At 39.2% G+C, this 17,808-nt stretch carries 18 protein-coding genes and 1 tRNA gene; 4 read left to right on the top strand and 15 right to left on the bottom strand.

What is annotated here, in order from left to right:
- Window positions 1-58 precede the first annotated feature (58 nt).
- From CWB66_RS08245 to xerD, 7 genes are all read right to left on the bottom strand, one after another.
- A tRNA-Ser gene (locus CWB66_RS08245) sits at window positions 59-151 on the bottom strand.
- Between the two features lie 119 nt (window positions 152-270).
- Window positions 271-462, bottom strand: coding sequence for a hypothetical protein (locus CWB66_RS08240; RefSeq protein WP_138584985.1), 192 nt, complete (start codon window positions 460-462; stop codon window positions 271-273).
- 272 nt (window positions 463-734) lie between these two features.
- Window positions 735-2,270, bottom strand: a complete 1,536-nt coding sequence (lysS, locus tag CWB66_RS08235) for a lysine--tRNA ligase (protein WP_138584984.1) — start codon at window positions 2,268-2,270, stop codon at window positions 735-737.
- 26 nt (window positions 2,271-2,296) lie between these two features.
- A protein-coding gene (gene prfB, locus CWB66_RS08230) for a peptide chain release factor 2 (RefSeq protein WP_138584983.1) occupies window positions 2,297-3,395 on the bottom strand; the annotation gives its coding sequence in 2 pieces (ribosomal slippage) (window positions 2,297-3,319 and window positions 3,321-3,395; 1,098 coding nt in all).
- A gap of 132 nt (window positions 3,396-3,527) precedes the next feature.
- Window positions 3,528-5,249: a single-stranded-DNA-specific exonuclease RecJ gene (gene recJ, locus CWB66_RS08225; RefSeq protein ID WP_138584982.1), complete on the bottom strand. Its 1,722-nt coding sequence runs from the start codon at window positions 5,247-5,249 to the stop codon at window positions 3,528-3,530.
- 78 nt (window positions 5,250-5,327) lie between these two features.
- Window positions 5,328-6,056: a bifunctional protein-disulfide isomerase/oxidoreductase DsbC gene (dsbC, locus tag CWB66_RS08220; RefSeq protein WP_077537001.1), complete on the bottom strand. Its 729-nt coding sequence runs from the start codon at window positions 6,054-6,056 to the stop codon at window positions 5,328-5,330.
- 60 nt (window positions 6,057-6,116) lie between these two features.
- Window positions 6,117-7,043 (bottom strand): site-specific tyrosine recombinase XerD, encoded by a 927-nt coding sequence (xerD, locus tag CWB66_RS08215; RefSeq protein WP_077537000.1) that lies wholly within the window; start codon window positions 7,041-7,043, stop codon window positions 6,117-6,119.
- A 94-nt stretch (window positions 7,044-7,137) separates the two neighbouring features.
- Between xerD and fldB the strand changes: the two genes are divergently transcribed.
- A complete protein-coding gene (gene fldB / locus CWB66_RS08210; RefSeq protein WP_007583764.1) occupies window positions 7,138-7,659 on the top strand; it encodes a flavodoxin FldB in 522 nt (173 codons plus the stop codon).
- A gap of 39 nt (window positions 7,660-7,698) precedes the next feature.
- On the opposite strand, the gene CWB66_RS08205 is transcribed toward fldB, so the two are convergent.
- From CWB66_RS08205 to CWB66_RS08195, 3 genes are all read right to left on the bottom strand, one after another.
- The gene (locus CWB66_RS08205) at window positions 7,699-8,145 is read right to left on the bottom strand and encodes a DUF2147 domain-containing protein (RefSeq protein ID WP_138584981.1); all 447 of its coding nucleotides are present in this window, start codon (window positions 8,143-8,145) and stop codon (window positions 7,699-7,701) included.
- Between the two features lie 142 nt (window positions 8,146-8,287).
- Window positions 8,288-10,297 carry an alpha-amylase gene (locus CWB66_RS08200; protein ID WP_138584980.1) on the bottom strand — a complete coding sequence of 670 codons (2,010 nt, stop codon included), beginning with the start codon at window positions 10,295-10,297 and terminating at the stop codon, window positions 8,288-8,290.
- A gap of 139 nt (window positions 10,298-10,436) precedes the next feature.
- Complete coding sequence (locus CWB66_RS08195; RefSeq protein ID WP_138584979.1) at window positions 10,437-11,135, bottom strand: tRNA1(Val) (adenine(37)-N6)-methyltransferase; 699 nt, start codon at window positions 11,133-11,135, stop codon at window positions 10,437-10,439.
- Between the two features lie 76 nt (window positions 11,136-11,211).
- On the opposite strand from CWB66_RS08195, the gene srmB reads away from it, so the two are divergent.
- Window positions 11,212-12,438, top strand: coding sequence for an ATP-dependent RNA helicase SrmB (gene srmB, locus CWB66_RS08190; protein WP_077536996.1), 1,227 nt, complete (start codon window positions 11,212-11,214; stop codon window positions 12,436-12,438).
- Window positions 12,439-12,499: 61 nt separating this feature from the next.
- Here the strand turns inward: srmB and CWB66_RS08185 are convergent, their stop codons facing one another.
- Complete coding sequence (locus CWB66_RS08185; protein WP_138584978.1) at window positions 12,500-12,793, bottom strand: hypothetical protein; 294 nt, start codon at window positions 12,791-12,793, stop codon at window positions 12,500-12,502.
- Between the two features lie 44 nt (window positions 12,794-12,837).
- Complete coding sequence (locus tag CWB66_RS08180) at window positions 12,838-13,017, bottom strand: hypothetical protein (protein ID WP_138584977.1); 180 nt, start codon at window positions 13,015-13,017, stop codon at window positions 12,838-12,840.
- A gap of 99 nt (window positions 13,018-13,116) precedes the next feature.
- Between CWB66_RS08180 and CWB66_RS08175 the strand changes: the two genes are divergently transcribed.
- Window positions 13,117-13,437, top strand: a complete 321-nt coding sequence (locus CWB66_RS08175) for a BON domain-containing protein (protein ID WP_138584976.1) — start codon at window positions 13,117-13,119, stop codon at window positions 13,435-13,437.
- Window positions 13,438-13,511: 74 nt separating this feature from the next.
- Here the strand turns inward: CWB66_RS08175 and CWB66_RS08170 are convergent, their stop codons facing one another.
- The gene (locus tag CWB66_RS08170; RefSeq protein WP_252371724.1) at window positions 13,512-14,219 is read right to left on the bottom strand and encodes a hypothetical protein; all 708 of its coding nucleotides are present in this window, start codon (window positions 14,217-14,219) and stop codon (window positions 13,512-13,514) included.
- A 130-nt stretch (window positions 14,220-14,349) separates the two neighbouring features.
- On the bottom strand, window positions 14,350-14,961 hold the full coding sequence (locus CWB66_RS08165) for a hypothetical protein (protein WP_138584975.1): 612 nt from the start codon (window positions 14,959-14,961) through the stop codon (window positions 14,350-14,352).
- Between the two features lie 73 nt (window positions 14,962-15,034).
- On the opposite strand from CWB66_RS08165, the gene CWB66_RS08160 reads away from it, so the two are divergent.
- The gene (locus CWB66_RS08160) at window positions 15,035-15,256 is read left to right on the top strand and encodes a BON domain-containing protein (protein ID WP_252371723.1); all 222 of its coding nucleotides are present in this window, start codon (window positions 15,035-15,037) and stop codon (window positions 15,254-15,256) included.
- A 244-nt stretch (window positions 15,257-15,500) separates the two neighbouring features.
- On the opposite strand, the gene CWB66_RS08155 is transcribed toward CWB66_RS08160, so the two are convergent.
- Window positions 15,501-17,471 carry a methyl-accepting chemotaxis protein gene (locus CWB66_RS08155; RefSeq protein WP_138584974.1) on the bottom strand — a complete coding sequence of 657 codons (1,971 nt, stop codon included), beginning with the start codon at window positions 17,469-17,471 and terminating at the stop codon, window positions 15,501-15,503.
- Window positions 17,472-17,808 lie beyond the last annotated feature (337 nt).

The following is a 17,808-nucleotide window of genomic DNA, read 5'->3' as shown; positions in this document are numbered from 1 at the left end:
TCCAGCTGAGCTATGCACCCATACTTTAAATATTTACAAAACACGCCATTAAAGGAAATGGTGGAGAGGGAGGGATTCGAACCCTCGATAGAGCTACAAACTCTATACTCCCTTAGCAGGGGAGCTCCTTCGGCCACTCGGACACCTCTCCGTCTTGTGGGGCGTATAATAAAGATTTAAGAAAATATGTCAAACACTTTTCTACCAAAAGTGGTTATATGGTTATAGATCACACATATGATTGGTTTTAAAGTGTAATTAGTTTGATTATTAAACTAACTTTGAGTCTTTGCTAACAGCCGTAATACCCTGCGCTGGTACTAAATCGTCAGTTAAGCTTGCTAAATACTGCTCTTGATACCCCAATTGCTGAAATTCAGCGATACACGCTCTGTAGTAAGCTTGTCGTTCTTGCTCAGTTGTACAAGGCTCTAGTGGCTCTTCAACTCGTTTATTTTTCATTTTATTATTTTATAAGTCCATTTAAGTATTTGTATTTAAAGCATCGATTACAGACTGCCTAAAATTTAGCCACAGTGTAGCTAAGAATTTTACATAAATACAACATAAGGTTAAAAAAAGTCATATCAAAAAGTTATATCACTGCCGTTTTTGATACTAAAAACTGCAATAACAATAAATTAATGAAGCTGAATTTCGTATTAACCAACCCTAAACACAAAAACGCCGCTATTAAGCGGCGTTTATTAACTTACTTTGTTTTATCCAAAAGCTTAGTCGGTTTGTGGACGCATATGCGGGAACAAAATAACGTCTTTAATTGTTGATGAGTCAGTAAACAACATGACTAAACGGTCAATACCAATACCTTCACCTGCCGTTGGCGGTAAGCCGTACTCAAGTGCGCGTATATAGTCTTCATCGTAATGCATTGCTTCATCATCGCCTGCGTCTTTCTCTTCAACTTGGCGAGTAAAGCGCTCAGCTTGGTCTTGTGCATCATTAAGCTCAGAGAAACCATTTGCAAGTTCACGACCGCCAACAAAAAACTCAAAGCGATCTGTCACAAATGAGTTTTCGTCGTTACGGCGTGCAAGTGGAGATACTTCCCACGGGTAGCCAGTAATAAACGTAGGTTGAATAAGCATGTGCTCTGCTGTTTCTTCAAATATTTCACATAAGAACTTACCAGGGCCCCAAACACAGTTTTCAGGAATTTTAACATGCACTTGTTTAGCGTACGCTTTTAATTCGTCAAAGTGGTTTTCTGGGTCGTTAAATACCGCAGCATCAAACTCAGGGTTATATTTTAATATTGCGTCCGCCATGCTTAAACGTGTAAACGGTTGGCCAAAGTCATACTCAACCGAGTCTGTAACTTCACCGTTTTCGTCTTTGGTTGTATTTATAACGATTGGACTACCCAATACGTTAGTTGCAACTGTACGTAGCATGTCCTCGGTGATGTTCATCAGGTCGATGTAATCAGCGTATGCTTGGTAAAATTCAATCATTGTGAATTCTGGATTGTGACGCGTAGATAACCCTTCGTTACGGAAGTTACGGTTAATTTCAAATACACGGTCAAAACCACCTACCACTAAGCGCTTTAAGTAAAGCTCTGGCGCTATACGTAGATACATATCGATATCAAGCGCGTTATGGTGAGTTACAAACGGACGCGCAGATGCACCACCCGGTATAACCTGTAGCATGGGTGTTTCTACTTCCATAAAGTCACGCTCTGCTAAAAAGCGACGAATTCCTTCAACAACTTGTGAACGGATACGGAATGTTTCGCGCGTTGCTTCGTTAGTGATTAAATCAACATAACGTTGGCGGTACTTAGTTTCTTGATCCGATAAGCCATGGAATTTTTCAGGCAATGGACGAAGTGACTTAGTTAATAGTTGATACTCTGTCATTTCTACGTATAAATCGCCTTTACCCGATTTATTTAACGCGCCTTTAACACCAATAATATCGCCAGTGTCTAGCTGACCATATTTTTCTTTAAGATCTTTTTGAACATCTTTAGATGCATACGCTTGTACGCGACCTTTCATGTCTTGAATTACAAAAAACGGTCCACGCTTTGCTAAAATACGCCCAGCAATAGACACAACTTCTTGTAGCTCAACTAATTCTTCTTTGCTCTTATCACCAAACTGGGCTTGCAAATCAGCCGTGTAATGCTCACGACGGAATTGGTTTGGATGACCGTTGGCTGGGCAATTTTCACGTATCGCGTCTAACTTGCCGCGACGCTCAGCGATTAACTTGTTTTCGTCTTGGATTTTATCAGTCATTTTTTAGCTCTTTATTAGCTTGGTGGTTATAGGCCAGATTTAAGGCTGGCTTCAATAAATTTATCTAAGTTACCGTCAAGTACAGATTGGGTATTGCGGTTTTCAACGCTGGTGCGTAAATCTTTAATGCGTGCGTCATCAAGTACGTATGAACGAATTTGACTACCCCAACCAATATCAGATTTAGCGTCTTCTTGCGTTTGTTTTTCAGCATTTTGCTGTTGTAGCTCAAGCTCAAATAATTTGGCTTTTAACTGCTTCATCGCTTGGGCTTTATTTTTATGCTGCGAACGCTCGTTTTGACACTGCACTACGGTATTTGTTGGTACGTGAGTAATACGAACCGCCGATTCGGTGGTGTTAACGTGCTGACCACCCGCGCCCGATGCACGGTAAACATCTATACGTAGGTCTGACGGATTCATATCAATTTCAATATTATCGTCAATTTCTGGGTATACAAACGCAGAAGCAAACGAAGTATGACGACGACCACTTGAGTCAAACGGACTTTTACGTACTAAGCGATGTACGCCTGTCTCTGTACGTAACCAACCGTAAGCATATTCGCCAACAAAGCGCACTGTTGCACCTTTAATACCGGCAACATCACCGTCGGTTGCTTCAACTAGCTCAACTTTAAAGCCTTTAGCCTCGCCCCAACGTAAATACATACGCAGTAGAATATTACACCAGTCTTGTGCTTCAGTACCGCCAGAACCCGATTGTAAATCAAGGTACGCATCGTTTGAGTCATGAGGACCTGAAAACATACGACGAAACTCTAAGCCTTCTAACTGCTCGTTTAGATCGGCAAGCTCGCTTTGTGCTTCATCAAAGGTATCTTGATCTTCGGCTTCTACAGCAAGTTCAAGCAGGCCTTCAACGTCATCAGTACCGGCTACAAGGTTGTCGATTGTTTCAACAACTGCCTCTAATGCTGATTTTTCACGGCCAAGCGCTTGTGCGCGCTCTGGCTCATTCCATACGGCTGAATCTTCAAGTTCGGCGTTAACTTCTTCTAAGCGTTCTTGTTTAAGAGCGTAGTCAAAGGTACCCCCGAAGCAATTCAGTACGTTCGCGAATTTCCTTGATTTGATTAATCACAGGATTCACTTCAAACATGGTCATTACTCCAAAATAGCTGATTTACGCGCGTTTATACCGCGTAAGTTATCGTCAAATGATAAAAACGCCCGATTTTAACAAAAAACCACGCGCTTTATTAGCCTTTTATGCATGCTTTGTGCATATTTTTTAATGCACTTTTTCAAGCTCTCTAACGATTAATTGCAGTGTAAATTTACCTCTAAACTCATTTATATCGAGCTGGTACGCTACTTTTACAAACTTCGCTTCTGTGTCGGGCCACTCTTTTACATCAATACCAAAGGCAATGGCGTCAACTAACCGCCCTGATTGATGCTTTAACACCAGCTTTAAATGCTTTTCGCCGACTATACGCTGCTGTATTATTTCAAATGTATGCTCAAATACGGGCTCAGGGAATTGTTGCCCCCAAGGACCTGATTGCTTTAATAGCTGAGCAAACTCCATTGTAAAGCAGTCGTTTGGCAGCTCGCCATCGGTAAACACAATACAACGTTTACTTTCTTCACTAAGCTGAGCACTAACTGCAGTATCAAACGCTTTTTTAAAATCGTTAAAGTGTTGCTCGTTAATACTTAAACCAGCAGCCATTGCATGACCACCAAATTTATTGATTAAATGCGGGTCGGCAGTATTGAGTCCTTCGAGTAAATCGCGCATGTGTAGCCCTTCAATAGAGCGGCACGAGCCTTTAATTTCACCGTTTTCGCCACCAGCAAATATAACCGTTGGGCGGTGGTATTTTTCTTTTAAGCGACCTGCCAAAATACCAATAACACCTTGGTGCCAATCATCTTGAAACAAACAAATAGCATCAGGGATATTGTCGTCGTTAAACGCGAGCCTATCAAGCACGGCCTGCGCCTGGGCTTGCATACCTTGCTCTATTTCGCGCCTTGCAAAGTTTAAGCTATCAAGCTCGCTCGCTATACTACGCGCTTGGTTTATGTCGGTACTTAGTAAACACGCTATACCCAAACTCATGTCATCTAATCGCCCTGCTGCATTTAAACGAGGCGCAAGTGAAAAACCAAAGTCGCTTGCACTTAAGCGAGCAGCATTACGATTAGCCACTTCAATAAGCGCGGTAATACCTGGGCGTGTTTTACCGCTGCGAATTCGTGCTAAGCCTTGATATACTAAAGTGCGATTATTTGCATCAAGCGCTACAACATCAGCCACTGTGCCAAGCGCTACAATGTCGAGTAAATTAGCTAAATTAGGCGGCGGTTGCTGCTCAAAATAACCTAAATCTCGCATTACGCTTCTTAGCGCTATTAATAAGTAAAAAGCAACACCAACGCCTGCAATAGATTTAGACGGGAAATCACATTCATGCCTATTTGGATTTACTATTGCATCGGCATTTGGTAGTTGTTCACCTTGTAAGTGGTGATCTGTTACCAGCACTTTTATGCCAACCGCTTTTAAAATATCAATACCGGCAATACACGATATGCCGTTATCTACGGTGATCACTAAATCAGGCTTAATTTGTACTATTTGCTCTGCAAGGGCTGGGCTTAAACCGTAGCCTAAGCTAAACCGATCCGGAATTAAGTAATCTAAATGCTTAAAGCCAAACATCGAAAGACCTTGCATTAAAGTGGCCGTACTCGTTGCACCATCGGCATCAAAATCGCCGACTATTAAAATGTGGCTTTGCGCCTTTAATGCGTCTATTAATAAATCGCTGGCTTTATCTATGTCTTTGAACAATTTAAAATCATGAAGCGTAGCTACGCTGTTGTCTAGCTCATCGGCATTGAACACATGACGGTTGGCATAAATTTGTTTTATTACTGGGTGTAAATTACTCGGTAGGTGTGAATCGTCAACGTTTTCGCGCGCAATGATCAGTTTTTTCATGCAGATTTTTAACTTATTTAGTCGTATTAAAAAGACAAAAAAAGGCCATAAAGGCCTTTTTATTAGTTATAAAGCGTATTATGACGCTTTATTAGCATCTAGGGCTGCTTTTAATGCTGCCGCTGGCTGATAACCTGGGATCATCGTACCATCTTCTAAAACAATAGCGGGTGTGCCGCTAATACCAAAGCTCTGACCAAGTTGGTAATGCTCAGCAATTGGTGCACTGCACCCTGCAATTACTTTGGTATCTGCACCCGATTTAGCTTCTGTTAGTGCTTCTTGCTGATCTTTAGCACACCACACATTCATTAAGTCTGTATAACCAGAACCTTGCAGGCCACCACGTGGAAACGCAAGGTACTTAACGGTAATACCCGCTTCAAGTAAATCATCTAATTCGCGATGTAATTTACGACAGTAGCCACAGCTAATATCAGTAAATACGGTAATGCTGTGCTTTTCGTTTGGTGCTTTGTACACAATCATCGAGTCTTCATAATCTTTAATACCCTCAACACGCACGCCGTTTAGCGCTTGCTCTGTTAAGTTATTTCGATTATTTAGGTCGATTAATGTACCTTGCATTAAAAATTGACCATCTGGACTAGCATAAAGCACGCCTTTGTTAGTGATCAATTCTTTTAAGCCAGCGACTGGACTTGGATTAATTTGCTTAACTGTTACGCCTAAAGTCGCAAATTTAGTAACTATCGGATCATTAGCATCTGGAGTGACAGTAACGCCATTTGCAAATGCACCAATGCTTGTGCACAACATGGCACCTGCTAACATTAATTTTTTCATAATTTTCTCTATTCCAAAAATACTTATAAATTGACCGGCTTAGTCGTAATAAATTTCAAATTAAGCGCGCGGATGATGCTGCGCGTGCACCGATTTTAGTCGTTCATTTGCAACATGGGTATAAATTTGTGTGGTTGATAAATCACTATGACCCAACATCATTTGTACTACACGTAAATCGGCTCCATGATTTAACAAATGCGTAGCAAACGCATGTCGCATAGTATGGGGCGATATTGGAGACTCCACAGCAGCCAAAATAGCATAGTGTTTAATTCTATGCCAAAAAGTTTGTCGCGTCATGCCAACACCGCGTTTAGACGGAAACACAAAATCGGTGGCGTGCTTTATCATTTGCGCACGCCCACTCTTTAAAAATTGTTCAAGCCAATACATAGCTTCTTCGCCAAGCGGCACTAAACGTTCTTTATTACCTTTACCTTTTACAAACACAACCGCTTGGCGCAAATTAATTTGCTCCATGCGCAGCCCAACGAGTTCACTCACACGCAAACCCGTTGCGTACAACACCTCTAACATGGCTTTATCGCGCAGGCCCATAGCCTCTTCGGTGTTGGGCGCATTTAATAATGCTTCAACTTCAGCTTCTGAGAGTGTTTTAGGTAATGACTGCCCTGCTTTTGGCTGAGCAATATTTAGCATAGGTGAATCGCTAATTAGTTTTTCGCGCACAAAGTACTGATAAAAACGTTTTAAAGCACTAATACTACGCGCAGTGCTGCGTGGTTTTAAACCTAAATCGACTCGGTGGGCCAAGTAACTTTCTACATCAAGCCCCGTTACACTTAGTAAGTTTTCGCCTTTTAAAAACAGGCAAAATTTATCTAAATCACTGCGATAAGCACTTAATGTGTTTTCGCTTACGCCTTGCTCTAAGTACAGGCTATCTAAAAAGGTTTCTAGGTAGTCGCTATTACTGCTCATACTGCTATTATTTTCGGGAAAATCGTCAGATAGCGTTGTCACATTATGCTCTCATGCTTTGCTAAGGTATCAATTAAAAATACCTTACGGTAAACTTGAGCCTATCATATCAAGCAATTACACAGTGATAAATACGATGCAAATTGGTTTATTTTTTGGTTCTACTACGTGCTACACCGAAATGGCAGCAGAAAAGATTCGCGACATTATTGGTGCCGATATCGTTACCCTGCACAATATTAAAGACGAGCCACTAAAAAATGCAGAGCAGTATGACTTTATCATCTTTGGTATTTCAACATGGGATTTTGGTGAAATACAAGAAGACTGGGAGTCAAAGTGGGATGACATAGCCGACGTAAACCTAAATGGTAAAACCATTGCTTTATTTGGTATGGGCGATCAACAAGGCTACGGGCAGTGGTTTCAAGACGCGCTGGGCATGCTTCACGATGAAATAAATACGCAAACATTTACTCAACTTGGTTTTTGGCCAAACGATAGTAGCTACGAATTTGAAGCCTCAAAAGCACTCACGCCCGATGGCAAACAATTTGTAGGACTCGCGCTGGACGAAGACAGTCAATATGAGCTGAGTGACGACCGTATTGCGACTTGGGTTGAACAAGTAATGACTGAATACGGTGAAACGCTTTAATTTAAATTGCGTAGCTATTATTGCTACGCAACAAAGTAATTACTCAACTTTCAACCAATATTGGTTGCGGAAAAAAAAGCCAATATAGCCGCGAACTTCAAGCTTTTCACCTTCATCTTGCACTGTTAGTTGTAAGGTATAGGTTTTACCATTTGTTGGGTCGAGTATTTCACCGTCTCCCCATACGCCATCCTCTTGTGCTTTTACATCAGTAATAATGGTCATTCCTAAAATAGGTTGATCTTTTAGCTCATCATCACACTTACTGCATATATCATTTTGTTTTGTAGGGTCTAGGATAGTTTCAACTTTACCACTTAAAACGCCGTTAGTTTGGGTAATACGCACATACGATTTAGCTTCACTAGTATCCTCATCAATCGTTTTCCAAAGCCCAACAGGTGTTATCGCAGCAAACGCGCTTTGGCTTGCCATAAAAACCGCAGAAAATGCACTTAGTAATATTATTTTATTTAATTTTTTCATTGTGTTGTCTTAATTTAATGTAACTAATGAGTGAATCATAACAGGTGATTTATAAACACACTATGAAAGAACAGTACCTAAAAAACCTAAACAAATCGGGAATCGTTTGTTTAGGTTTAAATTTACAATGTTACGCTAAATTTTAAAAACTACGAATGGCTACATTTGAGTTATTAAACTCAAATTTATTAATTTTTCCGCATTGCGCCATATGATTAGTACTTGTATAAGGTGTGTTAGCTTGAGTTATTACAGCCTCCCACCCTTGGCCATCTTTAATAAATGCCTTTAGCTCAAACCAGCCATTAACCGCTTTACTACAATCCATATCGACATCAAGCATCCAATAGTGTTCACCCCATATATTTAGTGGTGTAACACCAAAACCATCAGCGCTTAGCGTTTTTTCAGCTCCCCAACCTGCTGGCCAAACGTTCGTTGTCCAGTCTGTGGCAGAGCCTTCTGCTTCGCCACTTTGTCCATTTTCTATGCCATACCAATCAAGGTAATTATCATTTGTTTTCCAAGGGCTTGTTGTCACATTTTTTAGATTATTATGACGAATAGGCATTGCGCACTCAAAGTTACTTGTTTGGCAATTTCGACCTAAATTTGCGTTTGCATAAGCATGATCTACGCCACCACGCAAAAACATATCTTGCCCGCTTTGTGTTTGTGCATTAATAAAAATAACGGTTCGTTGCCAGTCACTCCCTGTATTTGGCGCAGAGCTTGTATTTAATTTAGAGTTTTTATGAATCGCCATTGCATCCCAAGCAGCAACATTTAAATTAATAGTGCCGTTAGCATTAACTGCTATAACCTCACCACTACAACGCTTGCCATCAGCCGACAGCGCACCTTTTAGCACATTACAATATTGACCAGACGCCATATCAGTTTGCACAGTCGCATTGAGTGTTGAATCTTCTTTATTAATGGCCATATGACCGGAGCTACCACGCCCAAACGCTATTTGATTATTTGTGTTATCCCACCAGTTTGTTACCGCCCAGTTATCGGCGGTGTTATTTCTAAAATCGACCCCGCCTGCAATATATGACCAGCGATGCTCACACTTCCAGTTACTACCAAAACACTCTAAGTTACCGTTATTATGTACAGGTACATTTGGTCCACCAGCATCAGTATTTCCATGAAAATCATAACTCGACATTACTTTTGGATAACCATACGGATAAGCCAACATAAACACATTGGCTAAGTCGTATAAACGCCCATCCTCAAAGGTAATTACATTTCCCGCACCACCATGACCTCGCTGATTGTCGTGATTATCGACAAAAACGACGGCAGAAGAGCTAGGCATAAAGCCCCACCCTTCACCAAAGTTACTTAACCATGCAAGCGAACCCTTTCTAAAAGTATTACCTAGTTGGGTACTGTATTTAAATTCAGTTACTAAACCTGAGCTTAAATATTCAGAAGCACTCACAGCCTCCACACCTTGATCAATTACTTCGTGAAATATGACTGGTGAGCCGTTTATTTTCGTCTTTAAACTTTGAATATCACTTGCAGCAACGTGCTTTGCAGCATCAAACCGAAAGCCTTTTACGCCAATAGCTTGTAAGTCGTTAATATAGGCTGCCAAAGTATTTTGTACGTAGTTTGAAGCCGTATCTAAATCAGCAAGGCCGACAAGTTCACAATTTTGCACTCGATAACGATTATTACCATAATCAGAATTGTTAATAGTGCAACTTTGATGAAAATCTTGAGGGCTATAAATAGGATAGCTTTTATTACCAAAACTATTACCCGCCGTGCCCGTACCACTTCCTGCTGCCATGTGGTTAATAAGTGTATCGACGTAAATATCAACCCCTGCTGCACTGCAGCGATTAACCATATCAATAAACTGTGCGCGGTTACCGCCACGACTTTTCAGCTCATAGCTAACAGGTTGGTAGCGTGTCCACCATTGACTGCCTGTGATGTGTTCATTTGGGGGAGAAACCTGTACCGCAGCATAGCCTTTCGGCCCTAAATACTGTTCACATTCTTGCGCTACATCTTGCCAATTCCATTCAAATAAATGCACAAATGTAGTGGGCGTAGCAGTCGCAATACTAGGTAAGAGCAATCCTAGGCTTAAACCTGCGGTGGTGATGATTTTATTGAGTGTCATAGTGTGTGATCCAATTGTTGAGCGAGTGAAACAGCGCACTCACGTTATTTACAAGCTGTTAACACTAGTTTAGATATTGCCTAAATAGAAACTGAATACGTATGCATAGCGGGTAAACTATCCTTTATTACTAAATAATTTACATTTTTAAATAAAATGTTTTGCACAGAGCTATATAATCAGCAGTGTAGGTATTATCTAAGTTTCTAATACACAGAATTGATGATTCTATATCGCTTTTTACATAACTAAATGTCATTAAGCTGCGGCTTACCTCTTTATTGGGTGTGGCTTTTATTTGGCAGTGAGTATTTAAGTGAAGCCCATTTTTAGTAGCAAGCTCAATAAATAATGCGCCTTCAACGTTCGGCAGTATTAAGCTAAAGCGAGAGCCACTATGGCTCAAGCGCTTAAATGCACTAATTAACTCATCAAAACTTAGGCCATCTGTATGACGAGCCGTATTACGCGCTGCATTATCGCCTTTTAAACTGTGATTAAAATACGGCGGATTAGAAATAACCACATCAAACTTAACGTCACTACTAAAGCTTTGAATAGTTTGGTGCTCAATACTTATTGCTGGCCACGGGCTATTAGCTACATTTTGTAATGCTTGAACATACGCGTGCTCATCAACTTCTACAGCTGTTATGGTAAGTTCTGGATTACGTTGTTTGCACATTAACGCCACTAGCCCCGTACCTGTACCTATGTCCAATAATGACTTAGCTCCACTTAAATTGGCCCATGCACCAAGTAAAATTCCATCAGTAGAAACCTTCATTGCGCACTGTTCATGTGCAACCTTAAATTGTTTAAATGCAAAACCAGACATTTTTTCACCTTTTCATTCACCAACTGGTGGATAGCGCGTATAATTGCAAGTAATTGTCCCTTATTTTAGACACTCTATGCAATTTTCTGACTTTGATCTTGATAACAAGTTACTCGACGCTATTAATAAAATGGGTTACGAAACCCCAACAAGTATTCAACAACAAGCGATTCCTGAAGCGCTTAAAGGGCGTGATGTTTTAGCATCAGCGCCTACAGGCACAGGTAAAACCGCAGCATTTTTAATTCCAGCTATTCAATATTTATTGGATTTCCCGCGCCGTGATCCAGGGTTTGCACGCGTGCTAGTTATGACTCCAACGCGTGAACTTGCTTATCAAATTCATGAGCAATGTGAACTACTTGCAAAGCGAACTAACCTAAAGATAGGCGTCGTAACTGGCGGTATAAATTACGGCACGCATAAAGAAATATTTGAAAAAAACAATGATATATTAATCGCCACACCGGGGCGTTTAATGGAATATTTAGAAACTGAAAACTTTCATGCTGAACACGTAGAAATGCTCATTATTGACGAAGCTGATCGCATGTTAGACATGGGCTTTAAAAAAGAAATGAAGCGTATATGTGACGAAGCTAGAAATCGTCGTCAGTGCTTTTTATTCTCAGCAACCCTTGAAGGTGACAGTGTAGAGAGATTTGCAGAAACAACACTTAACGACCCTGCATTACTTGAAGCTGAGTCATCACGTAAAGAAAAAGCCAAGATTCATCAGTGGGTTCATTTAGCTGACGATTATCATCATAAACTTGAATTATTAGTAAACACACTTAAAAACCCTGATGTTACTAAAGCAATTGTGTTTGTAAAGACCCGTGAGCGCCTAGAAACACTGATTGGCGAATTAACCAACAATGATGTTAAAGCTGCATGGTTACGCGGTGAAATGCCTCAAGACAAACGTATGAAAGCGATGGAAAACTTTCATAGTGGCAAAACACGTATATTAATTGCTACCGACGTAGCTGCACGTGGGATTGACGTGTCTGACATCAGCCATGTTATTAACTTTGATATGCCACGTACCGCCGACGTATACGTACACCGTATTGGCCGTACCGGTCGTGCTGGTAAAAAAGGGATAGCAATATCGTTAGTTGAAGCACACGACATTGGTATTTTATATAAAGTAGAGCGCTACGTTGAGCAAAAATTAAAACGCCGTGTAATTAAAGGTGTTGAACCACAGCATAAAGAAGCTAAGCCACCAGCTAAAAAGCGTAAAGACCCAGTAAAAATGAAAGCCAAGAAAAAGGCCAAGGTTAAAAAGAAAAAGTAACCTAAAACATTTTTATACTAAGCCGGCTTTTGTCGGCTTTTTAATGCGTCCAGCTCAACTATTATAATGTACCTTTTGTCCAGTGTTCAAAACGCTCAGCTGCTGACTCAGCTATAATTACTTTATCTGATTCAACCCAGTAAGGTGTACGATTTCGATTAAGTATAGCAATTTCTAACTTTTCCCCTGATGCAGAAGAACAACGAGAGTCACCAAGTCCTCTTAAATTTCGCAGCCATAGCTCACCTTGAAAGTAATATGAATGCCCATTTTTAGTAAGCTTAATTAGCTCAATTGTGACCTTTTTATTTCCCCAACCTATATAGGCTAAAAGCTCACGGTAATTATGCGCCATATAAATAATCCATTAAATTTTATAAGCCATATTTACACAAAACTTTAGTAAAAAAATCCGTGAGCAATAAAGCTTGTCTTCAAAAGCCTAATCCCTGCAAATACAGTACCCACAAAGCTTGTGCCTGTAACAATTGTAATCAAAGCATGTAACTCATACTCATTTAAATGTAATTTTTGCCCACCTGAATTCCCACTTAATAAAATCCCCTTATATTTCAGCATATTAACCTTGGCATCGATATTGTATTTACAACGGTAACTCAGCCGATGGAGTTTCCATATTGTGGCTACACTATCTAACCGTAATGTAAGGATTAAGTTATGAACCGCTTTAAATCAACTATCGCTTTAATATCATTTTGTTGTTTATTTTTATTAGCTTGCGCTACGAAAGTAAGTGCAGCAACAAGTTTAGCGGTAGTGAGCAGTATAGCAACTGTACCTAACTTACAACAAACCATTACTAACACGCTACGCACTAACCCTAATTTTGTACTTAGCAATATTCGTGTGCAGGTAAAAGATGGCGAGGTAGATTTATACGGCACAGCACAAACTGGTTTTCAGCGTGCGTTGGCTCAAAAGTTTTTAGAAAATATGGATGGAGTAAAAATCATTCGCAACAAAATCAGCGTTATTTAATACGCACCACATAAACCTATTTGTATAACTAACTCATAAGCGCGGCTTGTTACTCCAACACAAGCTGCTCTTTTTTATTTTAATTTTTCTAATTGTTTAGTCACATCACTTATTTTAAAACTACTTTTTTGCGAAGAATAACTATCAACAAATACTTCTTCGAAATTGCTCACTGTAGAATCTTCATTTAGCTCAAAAGGAAAACCCTTAAGTTCCTTTGTTTTTGTGTTGAACTTATAAATAAAATTATTGCCACTCAAGCCAGCTGAAAAAACATATTGTTCGTTATTTAACCACTCACCGGTTTGATGAAACAAACCGATATTAAACTGGTTAGTTGTTTGATGAAGTCCAACCTTGAGTATATGACTTTCATTAAATGCAGACTTGGTTATTTCAATTGTTGGTAAAAACCAAAAACCTTGGGTGTTCCCCGCAAAAACGGCTAAAAAATCACCACCAGGTGACCAACTAACAAAACTACCTTCAGGCTTCCTGTCTGAACATAAAGAGCTGTCTGCATCGCAAAATTCTAATAACTCTTTTCTTCTCACGTATACATCTTCATCAGGAAAAGCTACTTGCGTTATAAAATTATTATCGCGATCATAAAAAATAATTCCTGCGTTATCGTTTTCAACTGTTAATTGATAACTTAAACCATACCGTTTATTAAGCTCTTTAGTATTATCTTGCTGAGTATTATTTAATGAAGTGCAGCCTGTAATAAAACTTAAAGCAAATAAAATTATAGAACAATGAATTATACTTTTTTTATTCATGTAAATGCCGAGCCACTTGTGGTAGTGATTTTAATAATCCTGATGAATCTTTTGGTACAATAATAACTCCGGATAGCCAGTTAAATAAGTTCAAAGGTGTTTTTTCGTAAAGGCTAGTACCAATACCGTCCTAATGAACTTCATAAACGTATCCTTCAGCAAAAAGCCATGTATGCATACCACCATTTGAAACGCCGAAGCCGAAGGGAATCTTTCTCATGGTATTATAGTCAACTATATTGAGTGTTGTTGGGCCAACTTTTAAACCTCTTGATTTATAGATTTTCCACAAACCTTGCTCCTGAGCCGATTCTTTATCCGTTGGGCGATAATTTGTCAGAGCATGATGAACAGGCACGTTATAGTATTTACCGTCCCTTTTAACTTGCTGTAAATATGCCAAAGGATGCTTATTTTCGCCATCTGCAGGGTGATTGATATCAGCATTAATATAAACGGTTTCCCAACCGAGGTTATTCACTAAATATTGAGCAGTAATAATACCACTGTGTCCCTTTTTCCAAATCGTATTTTTAGCCTCACTATTACCTACCTCTGAAAATGCAGCAGACATTACATTTAATGCATAAGTGATGCAGTCTGTGGAAGTAAAACCTTTAGAGTCGTAATATTGTTTATTCCTAATATAAAGTTGTGAACCAACTTCTTTAGGGTGATGGTTATAATATTTTAGTAGGTGTTTTTTGCGCTTGAAGAAAAGGAACTCATTAAAATAATCCATTATTTTTAAAGTGTTAACTCTAAAGTACGAAAGGTTAAATATCAATCAATATTTTCAAACAAGTTTAGCGGTAGTGAGCAGTGTAGCAACTGTACCTAACTTACAACAAACCATTACTAACACGCTACGCACTAACCCTAATTTTGTACTTAGCAATATTCGTGTGCAGGTAAAAGATGGCGAGGTAGATTTATACGGCACAGCACAAACTGGTTTTCAGCGTGCGTTGGCTCAAAAGTTTTTAGAAAATATGGACGGGGTAAAAATCATTCGTAATAAAATCAGCGTCATATAATTTCAGGGCCAAAAGTTTTGAGCGGTTAGCTCTTATATAAATTATTAAATATTTCAGACACCTTTAAGGGAGATATAACATTTTAACTACAACGCTTATCTCCAAGATGTATATACATAAACGCACTCTCTAATATTAAAAATACGTTCACCTAGTTTATAGCCTCAAGCATGGCTGTTATAGATTCATCTACTATGGTTTTTTATAGCGCTTAGCTATAACTTTCATAGCTAATGTATTGCTATCACAAAGTGAATTTCTGCGTTTCATCATTTAGATTACTCGCCATACGAGATAGCTCACTACTAGATTCTGCAATATCTCTAACCGCTTGCTCCGTTTCAGATATCCCCATGTTTATAGCTTCAATATTTCGTGCTATTTCATCTATCGTGGTGGTCTGTTCTTCTGAAGCGGCTGCAATTTGAACAACCATATCAAAAATCCCACCAACTTCTTTTGCTACTTTGTTATTAATCAGATTAGCTTTACTCGCGATTTCCTGAACTTGGGTTGTATGGTCAACATTTGTCGTCATCGTTTTTACTGCTGCATTACTCGCATTAACAACGGCTTCAATGATAACTTCAATTTCCATAGTTGATTCTTGAGTCGACTTCGCAAGGCTACGTACTTCATCAGCAACAACTGCGAAACCTCGCCCTTGTTCACCTGCTCGCGCAGCTTCAATGGCAGCATTTAAGGCGAGTAAATTGGTTTGATCTGCTATTTTTTTAATCACACTTAATACGTTAACTATTTTCTCTGAATTATGACGTAAATTGGTCACCTCTTGCGCCGTGGCTTGCGTTGCTTCACCTAAAGAAACAAGCGCATTATAAGTGCTATCGTTATTTTCAGAGCCTTCTCGAGCCATAGTTTGAATGTTTTCACAAATCAGAGATGCATTTGACGTTGTACTCGCGATTTCTTTTATAGTTGCACTCATTTCGGTTGTAGCAGCAACAACTTGTATAGTTTGCGCTTGCTGCTCTGTCACTGCCAAGCTAGTTTGCTCAGTCACAGAAGCAAGCTCTGTAGCAGTACTGCCTTGTTGAAGTGCAACATTAGATAACTCACTGATCATTTTGCGTAGGTTTTCTAACATAGTGTGTAACGCTACTTGTAACATGCCTACTTCGTCGTGGGCATGTACTTTAATATTACTACTTAGATCACCTGATGCGACTTTCTCAGCAAATAAAGAAGCAACAATAATTGGATTTGCTATTTTTCGGGAAAAGAAAACACCTATAAAAACAACAATAACTGCTGCTCCTATAATAAGTATCGTACTAAAAAGCACGCCTTGGTTAACCGACTCAAAAGCTTCTGATTCATCTATCTCACTTAATATAAGCCAGTTAAAATTGCCAATTTTTATACTGTTATAAGCAGACAATACATTGTTACCATTATAATCTTTAACTATGTTAGTGCCTTGCTGGCCATTCAGAGCAAAATTAACAGCGTCAGTATTAACACCATTGTTTTTCACGTTACCTGCAAAGCTTGCTTTTAAAGAGTGCCCCTCTGGATCAAGGTACGAATCAGAGCGCATTAACTTATCTTCGCCAACGAGATAACTTTCTCCCGTTTTACCCATGCCATCACGCACTCCCATTATTTGATTAGTACCTTCACTGGAGAGCTGTAGTGCAACTATAATTTCACTATTCTCTACTGGTATTGCAATAAACGCTGCGGGCTCGTCATTACTTGGGGCGTAAGGTTTGTAGTCAACAATACCAAAACGTTTTGAAAGTTTAACTTCCTGAATAAGTGTCCCTAAATTTGAACTCGCGTATTTTCCATTTAAAATATTCGTTTGGTAATCTGATTCTTTTGCTTGGGTATAATAAATTAACCCTTCATCATCAATTAAAAACAGATCGTAATAGCCATATTTTTTAATGTATTCGCTGAAAAAGCTGTCGTAACTGTCTTTATTAATTTGCGGAATAATCATAGCCAATAATTCAATATCAGCCGTTTTTTGCTTAAAATAATCCTCAATTTGAGTGCGTTTAATTTGGTTAATTGCTTCAAGCGATTGCGATATATTATGCTCAACGCGCGACTTAGATTGTAATGTAGAAATGGTGGTTGTTATTAGTGCCGGTAAAATTCCAACGAATAAAAAAATCAAAGTTAATTTAGTTTTCAAACTCCAGTGACTAATTTTTAAAAATAAATTATTTTTTGAATTTGACATTTATGAGCACTTAATAAGTAATAGTTAATTTAAAATTAGTGCATTAAAAAATTAAAACAAATTAAATACCAAAAAAACGCGTTTTTACCATGTAAAAACGCGCTGCTTGTAAGTAACTATTTCCCAATACTTTTAGCTAATGGTTGTCACTAACTTATTCACTTTGGCTAGGGTCTGTTAATCTTTGCGGATTAAAATTTGTTCAAACTAGGGGCTATTTAATCGCGGCGCGAGGTTCGCAACCTAGTGGGCTAAGTAAAAACCGAGCAACAAAGAGTAAATAGCCCCTAGGAAGAACCCTTTGGGCAGCGCCTGTTTGGCATTTATGCTGCGTTTG

Origin of the sequence: Pseudoalteromonas sp. S558 (genome assembly GCF_005886635.1) — a bacterium.
Classification (GTDB): Bacteria; Pseudomonadota; Gammaproteobacteria; order Enterobacterales; family Alteromonadaceae; genus Pseudoalteromonas; species Pseudoalteromonas aliena.
This window is presented reverse-complemented; position numbering and strand designations above follow the sequence as displayed.